The sequence below is a fragment of the Streptomyces sp. NPDC045778 genome (genome assembly GCF_056431945.1).
The window spans coordinates 131,847-152,891 of sequence record NZ_JBWKJZ010000004.1; the positions used below are offsets into that span (position 1 = coordinate 131,847).

Genomic DNA, 21,045 nt, shown 5'->3' on the forward strand with positions numbered 1-21,045 from the left:
CGGGAAGGTGGCTCGCGTTTCAGCCGCGTCTTGTTCCAGCCCTGTCTTGTCCCAGCCCTGCTTGTTCCAGCCCTGCTTGTTCCAGCCGCGTCTTTTCGCCGCGCGTCCCGACCCACGCGCGGATCTGTCGAGCACCGCCGAGGGGAAAGCTCCGCATGAAGGCTCTGAAGGTCGTGTTCCTGCTGCACAACGTGTACGGCGTGGGGGGCACCATCCGCACCACCCTCAATCTCGCGTCCGCGTTGTCCGAGCGCCACGACGTCACCATCGTCTCGCTGATGCGCCACCGCGAGTGGCCGCGCTTCGAGGTCGACCCCCGCGTCCGGCTCATACCCCTGGTGGACATCAGGGCGGGGAGCGCGGACACGCTCGACCCGGTGTTCGCCGAGCCCGCCGAGGCGTTCCCTTCGGCGGAGCGGCGCCACCACCAGTACACGCGGCTGCACGACGACCGCGTCGAGGCGTATCTGCGCGGCTGCGACGCGGATGTGATCATCGGTACGCGGCCGGGGATCAATGTGTACCTCGCGCGGTTCGGCCCGCGCCGCGCGCTGCTCGTCGGTCAGGAGCACCTGCGGCACGACGCGCACAGCAAGCGCCTTCGCGCCCAACTCGCCCGCCACTACCGCTCCCTCGACGCCCTGGTGACGACCACGGAGGCCGACGCGGAGGTCTACCGCAGGCGGATGCCGCTGCCGGGGGTGCGGGTCCTGAGCATCCCGAACATGGTGCCGAAGCCGCCGGTCCTGCCCTCAGACGGCACCGCCAAGGTCGTCGCCGCCGCCGGGCGGCTCGTGCCGGGCAAGCGGTTCGACCTGCTGGTGTCGGCGTTCGCCGCGGTCGCGGAGCGGCACCCCGACTGGCGGCTCCGCATCTACGGCGGCGGCCAGCAGAAGGAGCCGCTGGAGCGCGCGGTCGAGGAGCTGGGGCTTCGCGGGCACGTGGAGCTGATGGGGGTGCGCTCGCCGATCGAGCCGGAGTTCGCCCAGGCGTCCGTGGTCGCCTCCGCGTCCGATGCCGAGTCGTTCGGCATGACCCTTGTGGAGGCCATGCGGTGCGGTGTGCCGGTGGTGAGCACCGACTGCCCGCTCGGCCCCGCCGAGATCATCAGCGACGGCCACGACGGGCGGCTCGTGCCGCCGGGCGACGAGGCCGCGCTGGCCAAGGCGCTGCTCGAACTTATCGAGGACGCGCCGCGGCGGCGTGCGATGGGCGCCGCCGCCCTGGAGAGCGCCCGCCGCTACGACCCGGAGCCGATCGCGGCCCGACACGAACTGCTCTTCGCCGAGCTGCGCTCCACGCGCCGCAGACGGGCCTGGCGGCGGGTCCTGCCCGCGCGGGCGCGGCGCGTGCTGCGGCGGCTGCGGGCCGGCGGCGGGAGCGTCGCGGCGGCGCCCCCGGCGTCGGCGGGAGGTTCCGCGGGGCCGGACCGTGCGCTGCGCGAGACGCGCAGCCCGGCCGCCACCGGCCCTGACTCAAGCGCATGAGTTCCTGCCGTACTTGGCCCCGGGGGCGGCGGCGCCGGCCCCACCGCGCCGCGCCCCCCGAAACTCGGTGGACAGCGGATCTCGCGGACGGGTGGGATGGGGCACCTTCCACCAAGTCGACGAGGGCACCGGGCACTTGGCCCGGCCGAGGGGATCCCCGTGTCACCGAGCAGGACCGACAAGACGTACGACCAGACACACGACGAGACGTACGAGACACCGGACGCCGAGCAGGACGACGAGGTCTCGGTGACCATCGACGAGCCGCTGGTGCGGCGCCTGGTCGCGGCGCAGTTCCCGCGCTGGGCGCACCTGCCCGTGACCCCGGTGCCGCGCCCGGGCATGGACAACGCGACCTTCCGCCTGGGCGACGACATGGTGCTGCGCCTGCCCCGCTACGCCCGCTGGACCGGCCAGGTCGAGCGGGAGCAGCGGTGGCTGCCGTGGCTCGCGCCGCAGCTGCCGCTCGCGGTGTCGCAGCCGCTGGCGCGGGGCGGGCCGGGCGAGGGCTATCCGTTCCCGTGGTCGGTCTGCCGCTGGCTTGAGGGCGAGCCCGCGACGACGGACGGCCTGGCGGACCCGGAGGAGGCCGCCACCCAACTCGCGGAGTTCATCCGGGCGTTGCAGCGCATCGACGCGACGGACGGACCGCCGCCGCAGTGGAGCAACGCCTTCCGTGGCGCGCGCGTGGGCGCCGAGTGCCCGCAGCTCGCCGCCGACTCCACCGTGCGGGCGAAGATCGCGAAGCTGGACGGCATGGTCGACACGGACGCGGTCACCGCGGTGTGGGAGCAGGCCCTCGCGGCGCCCGCCTGGGACCGGCCGCCGGTGTGGCTCCACGGTGACCTGGCGACGGGCAATCTCCTTGCGGTCGACGGGCGGCTGAGCGCGGTCATCGACTTCGGGACCCTCGCCGTGGGCGACCCGGCGTGCGACCTGATCCCGGCGTGGATGTTCCTGCCCGCGACGGCCCGCGCCACGTTCCGGGCCGCGGTCGGCGCCGACGACGCGACGTGGGCACGCGGCCGTGGCATCGCGCTCGCGGGGTCGCTGCCGGTCCCCGACGACCCGTTCTTCCAGCAGGATCCGGCGCGCGTGACCACGGCGCTGCGGCATCTGGAGGGGATCCTCGCGGACGACTGACCGGACGACGCCGTTTCGTCCCCTTCGCTCCCGGGCACCCGGCGCGTCATGGAAACGGTGCCCCTGCGACAGGAATGGATCCACCGGGCGGCGTGTGCTGATGAGGACCCTGAGCTGTTCTTCCCCGTCGGCACCTCCGGACCGGCCGAACAGGAACAGGAGGAGGCCAAACGGATCTGTGAGCACTGCCTGGTGAGGCGCGAGTGCCTCGCGTACGCGCTCGGCTCCGGCCAGACGTCGGGCGTCTGGGGCGGCAAGGGCGAGGACGAGCTGGCCAGGCTGCGGCCGTCCCGGTCCGCGAGGAGGCGGGCGTAGGGCACGGCCGCCGTCCGGCCGTGCCCCACTGGAGGAACGGCTCCCGCCGACGGGGGTGGCTCCCCGTCAGCCCCGGTACGTCTCCAGGAGCCGCAGCCACACCTCGCTGATCGTCGGGTACGCCGGAACCGCGTGCCACAGACGGTCGACGGGCACCTCGCCCGCGATGGCCACCGTGGCGGAGTGGATCAGCTCGCCGACGCCGGGACCGACGAAGGTGACGCCGAGGACGACCTCGCGGTCCAGGTCGACGACCATGCGGGCGCGGCCCCGGTACCCGTCGGCGTACAGGCCCGACCCGGCGACGGACGCGAGGTCGTAGTCGACGGCGCGCACGCGGTGGCCCGCCTCCTCGGCGGCGGCGAGGGTGAGGCCCGCAGAGGCCGCCTCGGGGTCGGTGAAGACGACCTGCGGGACGGCGTCGTGGTCGGCGGTCGCGCTGTGGGCGCCCCACCGGTCGGTCTCCAGGAGGGGCACGCGGCGGGCGCGGGCGGCGATCGCGGCGCCCGCGATCCGGGCCTGGTACTTGCCCTGGTGGGTGAGGAGCGCGCGGTGGTTCACGTCGCCGACGGCGTACAGCCAGTCGCTGCCCGAGACCCGGCAGCTGTCGTCGACGGACAGCCAGGAGCCGGGCTCCAGGCCGACCGTGTCCAGGCCGAGGTCGTCGGTGCGCGGGGCACGGCCGGTGGCGAAGAGCACCTCGTCAGCCTCGATCCGCTCGCCGCCCTCCAGCTCGACGGTGACCGTGGCGCCGTCCCTGCGCACCGCCTTCACCGAGGTGTCCGTGCGGACGTCCGCGCCCGCCTCGCGCAGCGCGTCGGCGACCAGCTCCCCGGCGAACGGCTCCATCTTCGGCAGCAGTCCCCCGCCGCGCACGAGCAGCGTCACGCGGGAGCCGAGGGCCTGCCAGACCGTGGCCATCTCCACGCCGACCACGCCGCCGCCCACCACGACCAGACGCCCGGGCACGTGGTCGGCGCTGGTGGCCTCGCGGCTGGTCCACGGCCTGGCGTCGGCGGCGCCGGGCAGGTCGGGGACCACGGCGCGGCTGCCGGTGCACACCGCGACGGCGTGCCGGGCGGTCAGCTCCGTGACCGTGCCGTCGGCGGCGGTGACGCTCACCCGGCGCGTGCCCGCGAGCCGGCCGTGGCCGCGGAACAGGTCGACGCCGATCGAGTCGAGCCAGCCGACCTGGCCGTCGTCCTTCCAGTGGGAGGCGTACGCGTCCCGGTGGGCGAGGACGGCGGGCGCGTCCAGGGCGCCCTCGACGAGGTGGCGCAGGCCCGGCACGCGGCGCGCGTCGGCCCGGGCCACGACCGGGCGCAGCAGCGCCTTGCTGGGCATGCACGCCCAGTACGAGCACTCGCCGCCGACCAGCTCGCTCTCCACGATCGCCGCGCTGAGGCCCGCCGCGCGCGCCCGGTCGGCGACGTTCTCGCCCACCGGTCCGGCCCCGATGACCACTACGTCGTACGTGTTGTCCGCTGCTGCGCCCGTGGCGTCCGTGGATTGCGTCATGAGGCCAGTCTGGTGCCAGGTGTGCGGCGTGGCCACACGGGTACGCGCGCGGAATACGGCCGCCGCCGCGGCCGTTGTGCACGACGGCTTCGCCCCCACCAGGAAGAGAGACTCATCATGAGCACGACCGTGGAGCTCACGAAGGAAAACTTCGACCAGACGATGACGGAGAACGACTTCGTTCTGATCGACTTCTGGGCGTCCTGGTGCGGGCCGTGCCGCCAGTTCGCGCCGGTCTACGAGAAGGCCGCGGAGGCCAACCCGGACCTGGTCTTCGGCAAGGTCGACACGGAGGCGCAGCCGGAGCTGGCCGCCGCCTTCGGCATCCAGTCGATTCCGACGCTGATGATCGTCCGGGACCAGGTGGCGGTGTTCGCGCAGCCCGGCGCGCTGCCGGAGTCCGCTCTGGAGGACGTGATCGGTCAGGCCCGCCGCCTTGACATGGACGACGTCCGCAAGTCGGTCGCGGAGCAGCAGGCCAAGGAGCAGGGGGCGTAACCACGTCGCCCGGGGCGCCCGGCCGGGGCTCAGCTCGACTCACGGTGCACCACGCTCGCGCCGAGCACGTCGTGGACCTCCGGCCGCGCCCCCGGCTCCCGCACCACGCGGTCGACCAGCTCGGCGAGGCCGCGGCCCGAGGGCAGCTCGATGCGGACGCTGCTCAGGCGTGGGCGCAGGAGCCGCCCGAGCATCAGGTCGTCGGCGCCGACGACGGCCGTGTCGTCCGGGACGCGTATGCCCTCGTCCTGGAGGGCGCGCATGAGGAGCATCGCGTACTCGTCGTTGTACGCGAAGACGCCGTCGAGGCCGAGTCCGCGCCAGCGGCCCGCGAGCCGGGCCGCGGAGTCCTCGCCGTAGCCGAGGGGCAGCTCGGTCACCCCGCCGCCGCCCGTCCCGCGCACGGCGGCGCGCACGCCGTCGAGGCGCGGCTGTGAGAAGGGTTCGAGCCCGGGCTCGTCGGGGACCACGACACCTATGCGGCGGCGGCCGCGGGCCAGCAGGTGCTCGGCGGCGCTGAGGCCGACCAGGCGCTGGTCCATGAGCAGCGCGTGCGCGCCCTCGGCGCGCTGGGGGCCGAGCGTGAAGACGGCCTTGGCGCCGGAGCGCTTGAGGACGGAGACGCCTCGGGCGCCGAGCGCGGTCGCGTCGGGGGCGAGGACCGCGACCGGGCGCAGCTCGGCCCAGGCGCGGGCGGCTTCCTCGCCGGTGAGGCCGAGGCTGCCGTACTGCACGACGGTGTAGTCGAACCGGCTGAGCGCCCACTGGAGTTCGCTGAAGAACCGGCTGAAGAGCGGGCCCACGGGGATCTGGGGGGTGGGCATGAGGACCATGCGGGTGTGCCCGGCGCGCAGACTGCGGGCGGCGGCGTGCGGAACGTATCCGAGTTCCTTCGCGGCCTCGCGGACGCGGCGGCGGGTGGGCTCGCTGATGCGCACGGCGCTGGTGTTGTTCAGGACGTAGCTCACGGTGGCGCGCGAGACGCCCGCGAGGCGTGCGACGTCGGCGCTGGTCGGAACGGAGTGCGGCACGCGCTGCGCGGCGTCCTGCGGCTCGGGGTCGGGTGGCGGGCTCGGCGCGGTCGGCGCCGGATCCGGCGCGGCCTGCTGCTTCGGTATCTGCACCATGACGAGGGCAATCCTTCCAGACCGCCCCGGGGCGCACCCAGGCGGGCGCGGGGGCGCTGCCGGGCAGTCGACGGGGCATGGGCGCGCACGCCATCGTGGCTGGTAGCGCGGGGCGTCACAGACGCCGGTAGCCGCGCACGCGCTGCTCGGCCGGTGCGGCACACGCCGCTCGCACGCGCCGCCGCGGCACGGAAGCGCGCGCGGCGGCCGGGAGTGAACTGCGCCACCGGCGATACCGCGTCGGCCCGCCGGAAGCTACCGTGCGGTAAGCAACTGCCGCCGCGCGCCCGGCCGTCGGCCCCGGCCCGGCCCGCCGTCCCGCGACCGCCCCCGACGCCGCCGTACCCGTGCGCACGCCCCGCCCGCCGCTCGACCGAAGGTGCCCTCACATGAGTTGCGACCGTTCCGAAAGCCTCGCGGAGACCGTCCGCGCGCTCAGCGCGGGTGAGGTGTCCGCGCGCGAGCTGACCGAGCGGACGCTCGGCCGGATCCTGGCGACCCAGCCCACGCTCAACGCCTTCCGCGTGGTGCGCGCCGAGGCCGCGCTCGCCGAAGCGGACGCCGCCGACCGGAAGTTGGCGGCCGGGGACCGGGCCCCGCTGCTCGGGGTGCCGATCGCGGTGAAGGACGACACGGACGTGGCGGGCGAGCCGACGGCGTTCGGCTGCCCCGGCGACTTCCCGCCCAAGGCGCGGGACGCGGAGGCGGTGCGCAGGCTGCGGGCGGCGGGCGCGGTCATCGTCGGCAAGACCAACACGTGCGAGCTGGGGCAGTGGCCGTTCACGGAGGGGCCCGCCTTCGGCGCCACCCGCAATCCGTGGAACACCGGCCATACGCCCGGTGGTTCGTCGGGCGGTTCCGCCGCGGCGGTCGCGGCGGGGCTCGTGCCGGCGGCGCTCGGCTCGGACGGGGCGGGCTCGGTGCGGATCCCGGCCGCGTGGACGCACCTCGTCGGGGTCAAGCCGCAGCGCGGGCGCATCTCGACGTGGCCGTGGCCGGAGGCGTTCAACGGCATCACGGTCAACGGCCCGCTGGCGCGGACCGTCGCCGACGCCGCGCTGCTCCTGGACGCGGCGAGCGGCAACCACGAGCACGACCCGCACCAGCCGTCCGCGATCCGCGCGGCCGAGGCCGCGACGCGCGAGCCGGGCAAGCTGCGCGTCGCGCTCTCCCTGCGCTCCCCGTTCACGGCCACGCCCAAGCGTCTGCACCCTCTGGTGCGGACCAAGGTCGTGGACGTGGCCAACCGGCTCGCCGCGCTCGGGCACGACGTGGAGGAGGCCGACCCGCGCTACGGGCAGATCGGCCTGGCCTTCGTGCCCCGGGCCACGGCTGGTGTCGCCGACTGGGTGCGCGAGGTGCCCGACCCCGACCTGCTCGACCCGCGCACCAAGGAGGCGGCCCGCCTGGGGCGGCTGCTCGGCGGCGCCCCGCTGCGGCTCTCGCGGCGGGCGGAGGCGACCCTCCAGCGCCGGGTGGGCGCCGTCTTCGACACGTACGACGTGGTCCTCGCGCCCACGACGGCCACCCCGCCGCCGCCCGTCGGGGCCCTGGCGGGGCTCAGCGGTTGGCGCACGGACCAGGCGATGATCGCCGCGTGCCCGTACGCGTGGCCGTGGAACGTGCTCGGCTGGCCCGGCGTGAACGTCCCCGCGGGCCGGGTCGCGGGCGGTCTGCCCGTGGGTGCCCAGTTCCTCGGGCCCGCGGGCAGCGAGCCCCTGCTGCTCTCCCTCGCGGCGCAGCTGGAGGCCGACCGGCGCTGGCACGCGTACTGGCCGGAGCCCGCGGGCACGCGGGCGGCGCCGTGAGGGGCCCGGGGCCGTGCGTGGCCGCCCGGGGGCGCACCGGGCGCGGACGGGTCGCGTGGAGGCCATGGGCGGCGTCCGAAAATGCCGTGCGCCCCGTGCGGGCGCCGTCTACCGTCTGGGCGGTGCAGCTCTACGAGATCCACCTCCACGGTTTCGCCGACACCCGGGCGGCGCTCGCGCTCCAGGAACCCCTCGCCCGCCTGCTGTGTCCCGTCGAGGAGCACGACGGGCCCTGCGAGGTGCCCTGGGGCTTCACCGTGGGTGACGGCTCCCTGGTGCTCGGCATCTACGCGAGCGCCGCGAAGGCGACCGAGGTGACGGCCCGCGTGCGGTCGTACGTGGGCGGCGCCCACCCGGTCGTCCTGGGCGGGCCGACCAGCGACGTCTTCGACGACCTCGCGGAGCAGTACCGCGTCGAGAACCCCTCGGCCGACGGCTGACCGGCACGCTCCCCGAGGGGCGGACGTGCTGTTTCGGCCATCCCGTGCGGGAACGGCACGCGCGTGGTCTATTGGAAGGAATCCCCCGTGTGGTGCGTGAACGGACGGCGCGGCGCGGCCGTCGTTCACCGCGACGGCACCTTCCGGCCACCCGCGGCCGTCTTGTGCGAAATAGCTTCAAGGTCTTGGGTGTTACGAGCGCTGCCCGGACGCGTGGTCCGGGCCGCCCGGAACAGGAGGACCCCCGACATGTCCGAGGGAGACTGTACGAACCGTCGCGCGCGTCCTCGGGACGCCGTGACCGAGGCGGAGGTCGAGGCCCTGGTGCGCGGCATCTGCTTCAAGAACGGACCGCCCGCCGCCGTCGGCGTCGAGCTGGAATGGCTCGTCCACGACCGGCGCTCCCCGCGCCTTCCCGTCACGTCCGCCCGCGTCGAGGCCGCCCGCGCGGCGCTGCGGACCGAATCCCTGCACTCGGCGGTCACCGTGGAACCCGGCGGTCAGCTGGAGCTGAGCTCGCTGCCCGCCGCCTCGCTCATGGAGTGCGTGGCCGCCGTCGCGGCCGACCTGGCCGTCGTGCGCGACACGCTCCGCCCCCTGGACCTCACCCTCACCGGCCTCGGCGCCGACCCCTGGCGTGCCCCGACGCGGCTGCTGCGGGAGCCGCGCTACGACGCCATGGAGTCCTGGCTCGACCGCGCGGGCGACGCGGGCCGCCGCATGATGTGCTCCACGGCGTCCGTGCAGATCTGCCTGGACGCCGGGTACGCGGAGCCGGGGCCGCTCGGCTTCGCCCGGCGCTGGCGGCTCGCGCACCTGCTCGGCCCGGTCCTGGTGGCGGCGTTCGCCAACTCGCCGGTGCAGGACGGCCGCGCCACGGGCTGGCGGTCCACGCGGCAGGCCGTGTGGGCGGGCATCGACCCCGGCAGATCGGGCGCGCCCGCGCTCGACGAGGAGCCGCGGGCGGCCTGGGCCCGGCACGCCCTGGACGCGCCGGTGATGTGCGTGCGCAGCGAGGCACCCCAGAGCACGGCGGGCACGGCGGACCACGCGCGCCCCGGGGCCGCGGACGGAGCGCCGTGGCTGGTCCCACAGGGCCTGAGCTTCCGGTCCTGGGTGCGCTCGGGGCTGCCCAGGCCGCCCACCCGCGAGGACCTCGACTACCACCTCACCACGCTGTTCCCGCCGGTCAGACCGCGTGGGCACCTGGAGCTGCGCATGGTCGACGCGCAGCCGGGCGCGGACGGCTGGGTGGTGCCGCTCGCCGTGACCATGGCGCTCTTCGACGACGCTCAGGCCGCCGAGACGGCCTACCGCACCGTCAAGCCGCTGGCCGAGCGGGCCGGGGCGACACCCGCGCCGCACAGCCCGCTGTGGCTGGACGCGGCGCGCCACGGCCTCGCGGACCCGGAGCTGCGCGAGGCGGCGGCGGCCTGCTTCGCCGCGGCCCAGGAGGCGCTGCCCCGCCTCGGCGCCGGTCCTGCGGTCCTCGCGGCCGTCGCGGCGCACGCCGACCGGTACGTCGCCCGGGGCCGCTGCCCCGCGGACGACCTGCTCGACGCACTCGACGCACAAGGGGCGCTCACCCCCGGGAAGGACGTACCGCGATGACCGGTTCCACGACCGGAGCCCCGCACGAGGCGGCCGTCGGCCCCGAGGAGCTGCGGCGGCGGGCGCTCTCCGCGCTCCGCGCCGCACGCGAGCGCACCGCGCTGCTCACCTCCTGCGTCGAGGACGGCGAACTGACCGCGCAGCACTCGCCGTTGATGTCGCCGCTCGTGTGGGACCTCGCCCACATAGGCAACCAGGAGGAGCAGTGGCTGCTGCGCGCGGTAGGCGGCCGTGACGCGCTGCGGCCCGAGATCGACTCCCTGTACGACGCCTTCGAGCACCCGCGCGCCGCCCGGCCCTCGCTGCCGCTGCTCGCGCCCGACGAGGCCCGCCGTTACGCCGCCGAGGTGCGCGGCCGGGCGCTCGACGTCCTGGAGAGCACGCCCTTCACGGAGGGCACCCCGTTCGACCCGGGCGCCCCGCTCGCGGAGGGCAGCGCGCGGGCGGCCCGGGGCCTCACCGACGCGGGCTTCGCCTTCGGCATGATCGCGCAGCACGAGCAGCAGCACGACGAGACCATGCTCATCACCCATCAGCTGCGCGCGGGCGCCCCCGCGCTCACCGCACCCGACCCGGAGCCCGCTCCGGCTTTCGGCGGCCCGGACGAAGTCCTCGTGCCCGGCGGCACGTTCACCATGGGCACCTCCACCGAGCCCTGGGCGCTCGACAACGAACGGCCCGCCCACCAGCGGCTCGTGCCACCCTTCTTCCTCGACACCACGCCGGTGACGAACGCCGCGTACCAGCGCTTCATCGACGACGGCGGGTACGAGGAGCCGCGCTGGTGGCACGAGCGCGGCTGGGAGACGGTCCGCAAGAACGGCCTCGCGGCGCCGCTGTTCTGGCGCCGCGAGGGCGGCCAGTGGCTGCGGCGGCGCTTCGGCCACGTGGAGCCGGTGCCCGCCGACGAACCGGTGGTCCACGTCAGCTGGTACGAGGCGGACGCGTACGCGCGCTGGGCGGGGCGGCGCCTGCCCACGGAGGCCGAGTGGGAGAAGGCGGCCCGCCACCGGCCCGGCGAGGACCGCTCGGCGCGCTACCCGTGGGGGGACGAGGACCCCGCGCCCCGGCACGCGAACCTGGGGCAGCGCCATCTGCGCCCGGCGCCGGCGGGCAGCTACCCGGACGGGGAATCGCCGCTCGGCATACGGCAGTTGATGGGCGACGTGTGGGAGTGGACGGCGAGCGACTTTTTGCCGTACCCGGGCTTCGTCGCCTTCCCCTACCGCGAGTACTCGGAAGTCTTCTTCGGCGGTGACTACAAGGTCCTGCGCGGCGGCGCCTTCTCCGTGGACGCCGTGGCGTGCCGGGGCACCTTCCGCAACTGGGACCACCCGGTGCGGCGGCAGATCTTCTCCGGCTTCCGCACGGCCCGCGACGCCACCGCCGCCGAGCTGGCCGCGGAGCTGTGCTGATGTGCCGTCACCTCGCCTACGTCGGGGCGCCCGCGCACCTGGGCGCGCTGCTCGTGACGCCCGGGCACAGCCTGCTGCGGCAGTCCTGGGCGCCGCGGCACCAGCGGTACGGCACGGTCAACGCCGACGGCTTCGGCGTAGGCTGGTACGCCGACGGGGACCCGGTGCCCGCGCGCTACCGGCGGCCGGGGCCGATCTGGGGCGACCAGTCGTTCGCGGACCTCGCGCGCGTGGTGCGCTCGGGGGCGGTGCTCGCCGCCGTGCGCGACGCCACCGTGGCCGGGGCGGACGGGGAGGCCGCGGCGGCGCCGTTCGCCGCGGACCGCTGGCTGTTCAGCCACAACGGCGCGGTTTCCGGCTGGCCCGGCTCGCTCGCGCCGCTCGCCGCGGGCCTGCCGGCCGCCGAGCTGCTGTCCCTGGCGGCGCGCTGCGACTCCGCGCTGGTCTGGGCGCTCGTCCAGGCCCGCCTGCGGCGCGGCGAGCCGCTGCCGCAGGCGCTCGCGGACACGGTCCTTGAGGTCGCGGAGGCGGCCCCCGGCTCGCGCCTGAACCTGCTGCTCACCGACGGCGCGACGATCGCCGCGACGGCCTGGGGCGACACCCTCTGGTACCTGGCCGAGCCGGGACGCGGCACCGTCGCCGCGTCCGAGCCCTACGACGACGACCCGCGCTGGCGCGAGGTCCCCGACCACACGCTGCTCCACGCGAGCCGCACCGACGTCCTTCTCACCCCGCTCAAGGAGCCACCCGCGTGAGCCCGTTCCTGCTGACCCGCACCCTGCCCGAGGACGCCACGGACGCCGCCCTGCGCGCCGACGTCCTGCACGGTCTGTCCCGCACCCCCAAGACGCTCCCTCCCAAGTGGTTCTACGACGCGCGCGGCAGCGTCCTCTTCGACGAGATCACCACGCTTCCCGAGTACTACCCGACGCGTGCCGAGCGCGAGATCCTCGTGGCCCGGTCGGCACGGATCGCCGACGTCACCCGGGCGCGCACGCTGATAGAGCTGGGCTCCGGCTCGTCCGACAAGACCCGGCACCTCATCGACGCCCTGACGGACCTGGACACGTACGTGCCCGTCGACGTCAGCGAGTCCGCGCTGACCGGCGCGGCGAACACGCTGCTCGCGGAGCGGCCCGCGCTGAGCGTGCACGCGCTCATCGCCGACTTCACCCAGGGCCTCGCCCTTCCCGGCACTCCGGGGCCGCGCCTGGTGGCGTTCCTCGGCGGCACCGTCGGCAACCTGCTGCCCGCCGAGCGCGCCGCGTTCCTCGCCTCGGTGCGCGGTCTGCTGTCCCCCGGGGACTCGCTGCTCCTCGGCACGGACCTGGTCAAGGACGAGTCGGTGCTCGTGTCCGCGTACGACGACGGGGCGGGCGTGACCGCCGCGTTCAACAAGAACGTCCTGCACGTCGTGAACCGCCAGCTGGGCGCGGACTTCGACCCCGAGGCGTTCAGCCACGTGGCGGTGTGGGACCGCGACCGGGAGTGGATCGAGATGCGGCTGCGGTCCCGGCTCGCGCAGACGGTGAAGATCCCCGCCCTGGACCTGGCGGTCGACTTCGAGCGGGGCGAGGACCTGCGCACCGAGGTCTCCGCGAAGTTCCGCGAGGACGGCGTACGGTCCGAACTGGCCGCGGCGGGCCTGAAGCTGACGCACTGGTGGACGGACGAGCGCGGCCGCTTCGCGCTGTCCCTGAGCACGGCGTCCTGAAGCCGGGTCCCGGCAGCGGGACCGGGGCCCGGCGCCGTCGGCGGCGGGCCCCGCGGGCCGGGCTCAGTGCCCGTTGTCCGCCAGCGCCTCGGTGATCAGGCCGGAGGCGGCCTTGGCCGCGGCCGCCGCGTCACCGCCGGCGAGGACCTTGGACATATAGGTCTTGATCGGGTTCTTGGCCTCGACCAGGGCCCAGCGCGGCGAGTTGGGCGTCGCCCGGCCCCGCGCGGCCCCGGCCGCCATCGCGGCCACCCCGGCGTCGCCCGACACGGTGGGGGCGAGCGTCGTCTTGTTCGGCACGTAGTCCATCGTGCGGGCCAGTTCCTTCTGCCACTTCTCGCCCGCGAGCGCCTTGACGACCTCGACGGCCGCCTTGCGCTCCTTCGTGCCCTCGCGCACGACGAGGTCGGAGCCACCGGTGAAGACCGCGCCGGGCTTGCCCGCGGTCTTGCCGGGGATCGGGAAGTAGCCGATCTTCCCCTTCAGGGCCGGGTTCTTCGCCTCGATGGCGCGGGCGCTGCCGGGCACCGCGATGATCTGCGCGACGTCGCCCTTGGCGAACACCCCGGCCTGCGGCGGGTGTTCCTCGTCCGCGTTCTGAGGGCCGTCGCCGAGCGCCTGGAGCTGCTTGTAGAACTCCATGCCGCGCAGCGCGGCCGCGGAGTGCAGACTGCCCTTCCAGGCGCCGCCCTTCTCCTTGGAGAGGTCGCCGCCCTCGTCCCAGATGAACCCGGCAAGCGTGTACCAGTCCTGTCCGGCGAGGTAGATCCCCTGCCGGGCGCCGGAGTCGAGGCGCGCCGTCGCGTCCAGCCACTGCTGCCGGGTCTTGGGCGGCTGCTTCACGCCGGCCTGGGCGAACAGGTCCTTGTTGTAGAGCACGACGCGGTTGGCGGCGTACCACGGCACTCCGTACTGGGCGCCCCGGTAGCGGCCGGGCTCGGCGAGGCCGGGCAGCCAGTCGTCCATGCCGAGGTCGCGCGCGGACTCCAGGGTGAGGTCCTCCAGGCCGCCCCCGTCGACGTACTGGGAGACCTGGGTGTTGCCGACCTCGATGACGTCGGGCCCGTCGTCCTCCTTGAGGGCCTTCTGCACCTTGGGGCCGATGCCGGTCCATTCGTGGACGCGGATGTCCAGGTCGATGTCGTCGTGCTGCTTCTCGAAGTCCTCGGTGAACCGCTCGACGAACCCGTCCGACGCGCTGCCCCGCATCAGCCAGACCGTGACGGAGCTTTTGTCGTCGTCCGAGCCGGGCAGGACGCCGCAGCCGGGCAGCAGCGCGGTGGCGGCGAAGGCCAGGGCGAGGGAGAGCGAGATGCGTCTGTGGCGCGCGTTCACGTCGGTCACTTTCTGCGGGGGACAACACGGGGGGAGGGGCCCGACGTGGGGAAGAGCGGTGCTCGAACGGGTGTGTGGGATTTTGGTACGGACCTCAACATCGGGTCAAGGGGCGTGGGCGCATCGGTCTCTCACGCCACCTCCATCAATCGATCACATCGCTCCCCCGCCGCACCGCCGCACCGCTGCCCCGCCGCACCGCGGCCTCGCTGCTCCGCCGCGCCGCCGCCAACAGGACCGCGCCCCCGCCCGGCACTACCGTGGAGGGCAGCCGCACCGCCGCGGAGAGGAGAAGGACCGCATGTCCGAGCACACCTACCGGGTCACCGAGATCGTCGGCACCTCCCACGAAGGCGTCGACCAGGCCATCCGCAACGGCATCACCCGCGCCTCGCAGACGCTGCGCGGCCTGGACTGGTTCGAGGTCACGCAGGTGCGCGGCCATATCGAGGACGGGGAGATCCAGCACTACCAGGTGGGCCTGAAGGTCGGCTTCCGCCTGGAGGACACCGACTGACCGCCCGGCGCGGGTTCAGGTGCGCCCCTCGCGCTCCTGCGCTTGTTCGAGCGCGGCCGACGGCCGGGCCCAGCGCGCCCGCACCACCGTGAACCCGGCCCGCTCCGCGTCGTCGCACACCAGCTCGTCGTCGTCCACGAGCACGCGCACCTCGCGGCCCCGCGCGAGCCGCCGCAGGATCTCCAGCTTGGTGCGGCGCGCGGGCCGCCGGTCGTGGTCGCGCCGCATCCAGACCGGCCCCGCGGGCAGCCCCTGCGCGGCGAGCCACGCCTCGGTGTCGGCCCGGCAGCGCTCCGGCCGCCCCGTCAGATACACGACCTCGCACTCCTTCGCGCTCTCCCGCGCGAGCGCGACACCGCGCGGCAGCGGCGGGTCGTGCGGCGCCGCCGCGAAGAAGGCGTCCCAGTCGCGCGGCCTGCGCTCCAGGAACCGCTGGCGGTGCGCGGTGTCGGCAAGGGTGTTGTCGAGGTCGAACACGGCCAGGGGTCTGCTGTCGTCCGTCACGTGATCAGCGTAAGGAACGAACGAGGTGATCGGCGCGGCGACGGGACGAGGGCGGGACACACCGCGCGAGGCACGCGGGCCGCACCTCCTGAAGTGCGCGGCGGCGCGGGCGGGCGCGGGAATCCTCAGCCGCGGCGAGCGTTGACATGTCTGTGAGCACAGTGATCGATTCCACCCGGTTCTCCGTCCTCGACCGTTCGCGTGTCCGTGAGGGGCACGAGGGCCCCGAGGCGCTGCGTGACACGGTCCGCTTCGCGCAGGACCTGGAGGCCCTCGGCTACCACCGCTTCTGGGTGTCCGAGCACCACGGCGTGCCCGGAGTCGCCGGTTCCGCGCCGACGGTGCTCGCGGCGGCCGTCGCCGGAGCCACCCGGACGATCCGGGTCGGCACGGGCGGCGTGATGCTGCCGAACCATCAGCCGCTCGTGGTCGCCGAGCAGTTCGGGGTCCTGGAGGCGCTCTTCCCCGGCCGGATCGACATGGGGCTCGGCCGCTCGGTCGGGTTCACGGACGGCGTCCGCAAGGCCCTCGGCCGTGACAAGCACGCCGCCGAGGACTTCGCGGCCCAGCTCACGGAGCTGCTCGACTGGTTCCGCGGCACTTCTGGCACCGGCACCGGTGTGCGCGCCTACCCCGCCGACGGCGTGCGGGTCCCCGCGTACGTCCTGGCCACCGGCGAGGGCGCCGCCATCGCCGCGGCCGCGGGCCTGCCGCTGGTCATCGGCGATCTCAGGGGCCGCGACCGCATGCTCCGCGCCGTCGACGGCTACCGCGCGGCCTTCACACCCTCGCCCTGGGCGCCGGAGCCGTACGTGATCGTCTCCGGCTCGATCGCCGTCGCCGAGACCGAGGAGGCCGCGCGCCGCCTCCTCGTGCCGGAGGCCTGGTCGCTGGCGTACTCCCGCACCCACGGCACCTTCCCGCCGCTGCCGCCCGCCGAGCGCGTCGAGGCGCTCGCGGCGGCGGGCGGCATGACCGGCAAGGAGCGCGAGCTGTACGAGTCCGGGCTCCAGGGCCACATCCACGGCACCGAGGAGCAGGTCGCCGACGCCCTGGAGGGGCTGCTCAAGGACAGCGGCGCCCAGGAGGTCCTGGTGACCACCAGTACGCACGACCGCGTCGGCCTGCTCGACTCCTACCGGCGCCTGGCGCGGGTGGCGGGCCTGTCCGGGGCCCCGGAGGCCACCGGCACCTGACCGCCCGAGGTGCGCGAACGGCCCCGGCCTAGAATCGTGGAGTTTGCCCCATCCCCGCGTTCGGAGCCCGCCCCATGCCCAGCCCCCGCGCCCACGACCACGATCCGTTCGTCCGCGTCCGGGGTGCCCGCGAGCACAATCTGCGCGGCGTCGACGTGGACGTCCCGCGCGACGTGATCGCCGTGTTCACCGGCGTCTCCGGGTCCGGGAAGTCCTCGCTGGCCTTCGGCACGATCTACGCGGAGGCCCAGCGCCGCTACTTCGAGTCGGTCGCCCCGTACGCGCGCCGCCTCATCCACCAGGTCGGGGCGCCCAAGGTCGCCGAGATCACGGGCCTGCCGCCCGCCGTCTCGCTCCAGCAGCGCAGGGCGGCGCCCACCTCCCGCTCCTCGGTCGGCACCGTCACGACCCTTTCCAACTCGCTGCGGATGCTGTTCTCACGCGCCGGTACGTATCCCGCGGGCGCCGAGCGGCTCGGTTCGGACGCGTTCTCGCCGAACACGGCCGCGGGCGCGTGTCCCGAGTGCCACGGCCTGGGCCGGGTGCACCGCACCACCGAGGACCTCCTGGTGCCCGACCCGTCCCTGTCCATCCGCGACGGCGCCGTCGCGGCCTGGCCCGGGGCCTGGCAGGGCAAGAACCTCCGCGACGTCCTCGACGCGCTCGGCTACGACGTGGACCGGCCCTGGCGCGAACTGCCGCAGGGCGAACGGGACTGGATCCTGTTCACCGACGAGCAGCCGGTGGTGACGGTCCACCCCGTCCGCGAGGCCGGCCGCATCCAACGCCCGTACCAGGGCACGTACATGAGCGCCCGGCGTTACGTCATGAAGACGTTCGCCGACTCCAAGAGCCCGGCCCTGCGCGCCAAGGCCGAGCGGTTCTTGACCAGTGAGCCGTGCCCGGCGTGCGGCGGCAGCAGGCTGCGGCCCGAGGCGCTCGCGGTGACGTTCGCGGGCCGCACGATCGCGGAGCTTGCCGCGCTGCCGCTGAGCGACCTCGCCGCGTGCCTCAGGGACGCCGAGGGCTCCGAGACGGCCCGCGTCCTCACCGCCGACCTCCTCTCCCGCATCGACACCATCACCGACCTCGGCCTCGGCTACCTCTCCCCCGACCGCGCCACGCCGACGCTCTCCCCTGGCGAACTCCAGCGCCTGCGCCTCGCCACACAGCTGCGCTCCGGGCTCTTCGGCGTCGTGTACGTCCTCGACGAGCCGTCGGCCGGGCTGCATCCCGCGGACACCGAGTCCCTGCTCACGGTGCTCGACCGGCTCAAGGCGGCGGGCAACTCGGTGTTCGTCGTGGAGCACCACCTCGACGTCATGCGGCACGCGGACTGGCTCGTGGACGTGGGCCCGGGCGCGGGCGAGCACGGCGGCGAGGTCCTGCACAGCGGCCCTGTGGCGGACCTGGCCGACGTCCCCGGCTCCGCGACGGCCCGCTACCTCTTCGGGCGCGCCCCGGCCCCCGTCCGGGGGGTCCGTGAGCCGCGCGGCTGGCTGAAGGTGGGCCCCGTGACCCGGCACAACCTGCGGGACGTGGCGGTGGAGTTCCCCCTCGGCGCGTTCACCGCGGTCACCGGCGTCTCCGGCTCCGGCAAGTCCACGCTCCTCGGCGAGCTGACCGAGGAACTCGACGGCGTCGGCCGCCTGGTCCGCGTCGACCAGAAGCCCATCGGCCGCACCCCGCGCTCCAACCTGGCCACCTACACCGGTCTCTTCGACGTCGTACGCAAGGTCTTCGCGGCGACGGACGCGGCGCGCGAGCGCGGCTACGGCGTCGGGCGGTTCTCCTTCAACGTCGCGGGCGGGCGGTGCGAGACCTGCCAGGGCGAGGGCTTCGTGAGCGTGGAACTCCTCTTCCTGCCCAGTACGTACGCTCCCTGCCCCGACTGCGCGGGCGCCCGCTACAACCCGGAGACCCTCCAGGTCACCCACAACGGCCGCACCATCGCCGAGGTCCTCGACCTCACCGTCGAGGCCGCCGCCGCCTTCTTCGCCGACACCCCCGCCGTCCTGCGCAGCCTGAGCACCCTCATGGACGTGGGCCTCGGCTATCTGCGCCTCGGCCAGCCCGCCACGGAGCTGTCCGGGGGCGAGGCGCAGCGCATCAAGCTCGCCAGCGAGTTGCAGCGGGCGCGGCGGGGGCACACCCTCTACCTCCTGGACGAGCCCACCACCGGGTTGCACCCCGCCGATGTGGAGCTGCTCGTGGGGCGGTTGCACGAGCTGGTCGACGCGGGGCACTCCGTGGTGGTCGCCGAGCACGACATGTCCGTGGTGGCCGGGGCGGACTGGGTGGTGGACCTCGGGCCCGGGGGCGGAGCCGGGGGCGGCCGCGTAGTGGCCTGCGGCCCACCTCACCAGGTCTCCACCACCCCCCACAGCCGCACGGCCCCGTACTTGTCCGCGGCCCTCCCCCCACGAGCCTGACCCCCACCCGAAAGCCCGGCCCGTGGTGGGGCTCACGGGGGGTCGTAGACCACTGTCCAGGGGCGAGGGACCGGGACCGCGGTGGAGGGGGGCACGGCCGCGCTGTCGCTGGTCAGGACCCGCGCCGCGAGCCCCGCGAACCGCCCCGCCCCCGCATGCGCCCCCTGCACGGGCCACGCGCCGGCGACCCGCTGCGCGAGCGGCCGCCCGGCCAGGGGGCGCCAGGCCACGCGCGGCTCCTTGCGCGCGGCGGTGCCCCGCTCGAAGGCCACGCCCTGCCCCGCCGCCACGAGGCCGAGCAGGAACTCGGGGTTGCGGGCGTGCCGGACCCGGCCTGGCACGAAGCCGCCGCGGCGGCAGACGTCGAGCGTGGCGTCGTGCCAGCCCGGCGCGGCGTCCCGCGGGCTCAGCATCAGGTCGTGCCCGCGGAGGTCGGCGAGGGCGACCTCCGGCAGCCGGGCGAGCGGGGAGGTGCGGGGCAGCACCACGCCCAGCTCGACGGCGACTTCGGGGCCGAGGACGAGGCCGGTGGCGTCCACCGGGAGGTGCAGCAGGCCGACGTCGAGGCCTCCGGAGGCGAGCAGCCGGAGCTGCTCCTGCGTGGACACTTCCTGGAGGTCGACGCGGAGCCCGGGCTCGTGTTCGGCGCAGGCGGCGAGCAGCGCGTGCAGCACGGGCGCGGCGGTGTCCTCGGGCACGCCCGCGCGCAGCGTACCCACGTCGCCGTCGACGGCACGCCGCACCAGCGAGCGCAGCCGTTCCTCGCGGACGAGGAGCGCGCGGGCCTCGTCGTAGAGGACGGACCCGGCGGCGGTGAGCCGGACCTGCCGGTTGCCGCGGTCGAAGAGTACGGCGCCCAGCTCCTTCTCCAGGCGCCGCACGGCCTGGCTGAGCGGCGGCTGTGCCATGCCGAGCAGCTCCGCGGCCCGGCTGAAGTGCAGCTCCTCCGCGGTGACGACGAAAATACGCAGGTGCCGCAAGAGATCCACGCGACGAGCCTAGGCGAGAGGAAGTGAGGGGCGGGATGAGGGTCGAGGAACGCATACGGGAGGTCTTCGCCCAAGCGGGCGCGGAGGGCGCGCTGCACGCCCAGCGCATCGACCCGGAGCGCCGCGCCGGCCCCACCGGTGCCCAAGCGGCGGAGGGCGGGCAGGCCGGGGTCGGTGTCGCCGCCGACACACCCGTCCCCCTCTCGTCCGTCTTCAAGGTGCTGCTCGTCCTGGAGTTCGCCCGCCAGGCCGCCGCGGGGCAGCTCGATCCGCGCGAGCGGGTCCTGGTGACGGACGCGCACCGGCTCGGCGGCTGGGGGACCGCGGGGTGCGTGGACGACGTGGAGATCTCGCTGCGTGACCTCGCGTACTTCGCGCTGACCGTGAGCGACAACTCCGCGGCCGACATCCTGCTCTCCCGCGTCGGCCGCGACACGGTGGGGATGCTGGCGCGGGAGCTGGGCCTCACGCGGACCCGGATCGTGGGCGGTCCGCGCGAGTCCCTCGCGTCGATGCTCAGCGATGTCGGGGCGCGCACGGCGGAGGAGTTCGCCGGCCTGTACCGGGCCCTGCCGGACGAGGGCAAGCGGCGGCTGAGCGTCCTCGACCCGGAGCGCGCCAACTCCGGTACGCCACGTGAGGTCACCCGCCTCCTCGACCTGATCTGGCGGGACGCGGCGGGGCCGCCCGAGGCCTGTGCGCGGGTGCGGGAGCTGATGGGGCGCCAGGTGTTCCGGCACCGGCTGACCTCGGGGTTCCCCGACGACGTGCGGATCGCGGCGAAGACCGGCACGCTGCCGGGGCTGCACATCGAGGCGGGCGTGGTGCGGTGGCCGCAGGGCGACACGTACGCGGTGGCCGTCTTCGCACGCAGTCGCGCGATGGCCGCGGACCTCACGCGCGTGGACGCCGCGATCGGCACGGCGGCACGCCTGGCCGTCGACAGTTTGCGGGCCGGCTCCGCCGTGGGGTGACCGCTCTGAGCTGGGGTTATAT

General features: G+C 74.9%; 19 protein-coding genes. 14 read left to right on the top strand and 5 right to left on the bottom strand.

Going from position 1 to position 21,045, the window contains the following annotated elements:
• The first annotated feature begins 164 nt into the window (after window positions 1–164).
• The 3 genes from AC07GB_RS06675 (at window position 165) to AC07GB_RS06685 (ending at window position 2,945) form a co-directional block, all read left to right on the top strand.
• Window positions 165–1,487: a glycosyltransferase family 4 protein gene (locus AC07GB_RS06675; protein ID WP_478842682.1), complete on the top strand. Its 1,323-nt coding sequence runs from the start codon at window positions 165–167 to the stop codon at window positions 1,485–1,487.
• 159 nt (window positions 1,488–1,646) lie between these two features.
• Window positions 1,647–2,630, top strand: a complete 984-nt coding sequence (locus AC07GB_RS06680) for an aminoglycoside phosphotransferase family protein (protein ID WP_478842267.1) — start codon at window positions 1,647–1,649, stop codon at window positions 2,628–2,630.
• A gap of 48 nt (window positions 2,631–2,678) precedes the next feature.
• Window positions 2,679–2,945, top strand: coding sequence for a WhiB family transcriptional regulator (locus AC07GB_RS06685; protein WP_478842269.1), 267 nt, complete (start codon window positions 2,679–2,681; stop codon window positions 2,943–2,945).
• 66 nt (window positions 2,946–3,011) lie between these two features.
• Here the strand turns inward: AC07GB_RS06685 and AC07GB_RS06690 are convergent, their stop codons facing one another.
• Complete coding sequence (locus AC07GB_RS06690) at window positions 3,012–4,463, bottom strand: dihydrolipoyl dehydrogenase family protein (protein WP_478842271.1); 1,452 nt, start codon at window positions 4,461–4,463, stop codon at window positions 3,012–3,014.
• Between the two features lie 117 nt (window positions 4,464–4,580).
• Between AC07GB_RS06690 and trxA the strand changes: the two genes are divergently transcribed.
• Window positions 4,581–4,961, top strand: coding sequence for a thioredoxin (trxA, locus tag AC07GB_RS06695; RefSeq protein WP_478842273.1), 381 nt, complete (start codon window positions 4,581–4,583; stop codon window positions 4,959–4,961).
• 29 nt (window positions 4,962–4,990) lie between these two features.
• Here trxA and AC07GB_RS06700 read toward each other — a convergent pair whose 3' ends face one another.
• Window positions 4,991–6,088: a LacI family DNA-binding transcriptional regulator gene (locus AC07GB_RS06700; protein WP_478842275.1), complete on the bottom strand. Its 1,098-nt coding sequence runs from the start codon at window positions 6,086–6,088 to the stop codon at window positions 4,991–4,993.
• A gap of 389 nt (window positions 6,089–6,477) precedes the next feature.
• Between AC07GB_RS06700 and AC07GB_RS06705 the strand changes: the two genes are divergently transcribed.
• From AC07GB_RS06705 to egtD, 6 genes are all read left to right on the top strand, one after another.
• Complete coding sequence (locus AC07GB_RS06705; RefSeq protein ID WP_478842277.1) at window positions 6,478–7,896, top strand: amidase; 1,419 nt, start codon at window positions 6,478–6,480, stop codon at window positions 7,894–7,896.
• A gap of 122 nt (window positions 7,897–8,018) precedes the next feature.
• The gene (locus tag AC07GB_RS06710; RefSeq protein ID WP_478842279.1) at window positions 8,019–8,336 is read left to right on the top strand and encodes a hypothetical protein; all 318 of its coding nucleotides are present in this window, start codon (window positions 8,019–8,021) and stop codon (window positions 8,334–8,336) included.
• Between the two features lie 249 nt (window positions 8,337–8,585).
• Window positions 8,586–9,947: an ergothioneine biosynthesis glutamate--cysteine ligase EgtA gene (egtA, locus tag AC07GB_RS06715; RefSeq protein ID WP_478842281.1), complete on the top strand. Its 1,362-nt coding sequence runs from the start codon at window positions 8,586–8,588 to the stop codon at window positions 9,945–9,947.
• Window positions 9,944–11,362: an ergothioneine biosynthesis protein EgtB gene (egtB, locus tag AC07GB_RS06720; protein WP_478842283.1), complete on the top strand. Its 1,419-nt coding sequence runs from the start codon at window positions 9,944–9,946 to the stop codon at window positions 11,360–11,362. The genes egtA and egtB overlap by 4 nt, the downstream gene beginning before the upstream one ends.
• Window positions 11,362–12,117 (top strand): ergothioneine biosynthesis protein EgtC, encoded by a 756-nt coding sequence (gene egtC, locus AC07GB_RS06725; RefSeq protein WP_478842285.1) that lies wholly within the window; start codon window positions 11,362–11,364, stop codon window positions 12,115–12,117. The genes egtB and egtC overlap by 1 nt, the downstream gene beginning before the upstream one ends.
• A complete protein-coding gene (gene egtD / locus AC07GB_RS06730) occupies window positions 12,114–13,076 on the top strand; it encodes an L-histidine N(alpha)-methyltransferase (protein ID WP_478842287.1) in 963 nt (320 codons plus the stop codon). Before egtC ends, egtD begins: the two co-directional genes overlap by 4 nt.
• A gap of 63 nt (window positions 13,077–13,139) precedes the next feature.
• On the opposite strand, the gene AC07GB_RS06735 is transcribed toward egtD, so the two are convergent.
• Window positions 13,140–14,420, bottom strand: a complete 1,281-nt coding sequence (locus tag AC07GB_RS06735; RefSeq protein ID WP_478842289.1) for an extracellular solute-binding protein — start codon at window positions 14,418–14,420, stop codon at window positions 13,140–13,142.
• A 292-nt stretch (window positions 14,421–14,712) separates the two neighbouring features.
• Between AC07GB_RS06735 and AC07GB_RS06740 the strand changes: the two genes are divergently transcribed.
• Window positions 14,713–14,928: a dodecin gene (locus AC07GB_RS06740; protein WP_478842291.1), complete on the top strand. Its 216-nt coding sequence runs from the start codon at window positions 14,713–14,715 to the stop codon at window positions 14,926–14,928.
• Between the two features lie 15 nt (window positions 14,929–14,943).
• Here AC07GB_RS06740 and AC07GB_RS06745 read toward each other — a convergent pair whose 3' ends face one another.
• Window positions 14,944–15,432, bottom strand: a complete 489-nt coding sequence (locus AC07GB_RS06745) for a phosphatase domain-containing protein (RefSeq protein WP_478842293.1) — start codon at window positions 15,430–15,432, stop codon at window positions 14,944–14,946.
• A 152-nt stretch (window positions 15,433–15,584) separates the two neighbouring features.
• Here AC07GB_RS06745 and AC07GB_RS06750 point away from each other — a divergent pair, with 152 nt between their 5' ends.
• Window positions 15,585–16,628 (top strand): LLM class flavin-dependent oxidoreductase, encoded by a 1,044-nt coding sequence (locus tag AC07GB_RS06750; RefSeq protein ID WP_478842684.1) that lies wholly within the window; start codon window positions 15,585–15,587, stop codon window positions 16,626–16,628.
• Window positions 16,629–16,702: 74 nt separating this feature from the next.
• A complete protein-coding gene (locus AC07GB_RS06755; RefSeq protein ID WP_478842295.1) occupies window positions 16,703–19,060 on the top strand; it encodes an ATP-binding cassette domain-containing protein in 2,358 nt (785 codons plus the stop codon).
• A 32-nt stretch (window positions 19,061–19,092) separates the two neighbouring features.
• Here AC07GB_RS06755 and AC07GB_RS06760 read toward each other — a convergent pair whose 3' ends face one another.
• Window positions 19,093–20,049 carry a LysR family transcriptional regulator gene (locus AC07GB_RS06760; RefSeq protein ID WP_478842297.1) on the bottom strand — a complete coding sequence of 319 codons (957 nt, stop codon included), beginning with the start codon at window positions 20,047–20,049 and terminating at the stop codon, window positions 19,093–19,095.
• A gap of 35 nt (window positions 20,050–20,084) precedes the next feature.
• On the opposite strand from AC07GB_RS06760, the gene AC07GB_RS06765 reads away from it, so the two are divergent.
• Window positions 20,085–21,023: a serine hydrolase gene (locus AC07GB_RS06765; protein ID WP_478842299.1), complete on the top strand. Its 939-nt coding sequence runs from the start codon at window positions 20,085–20,087 to the stop codon at window positions 21,021–21,023.
• Window positions 21,024–21,045: the final 22 nt, after the last annotated feature.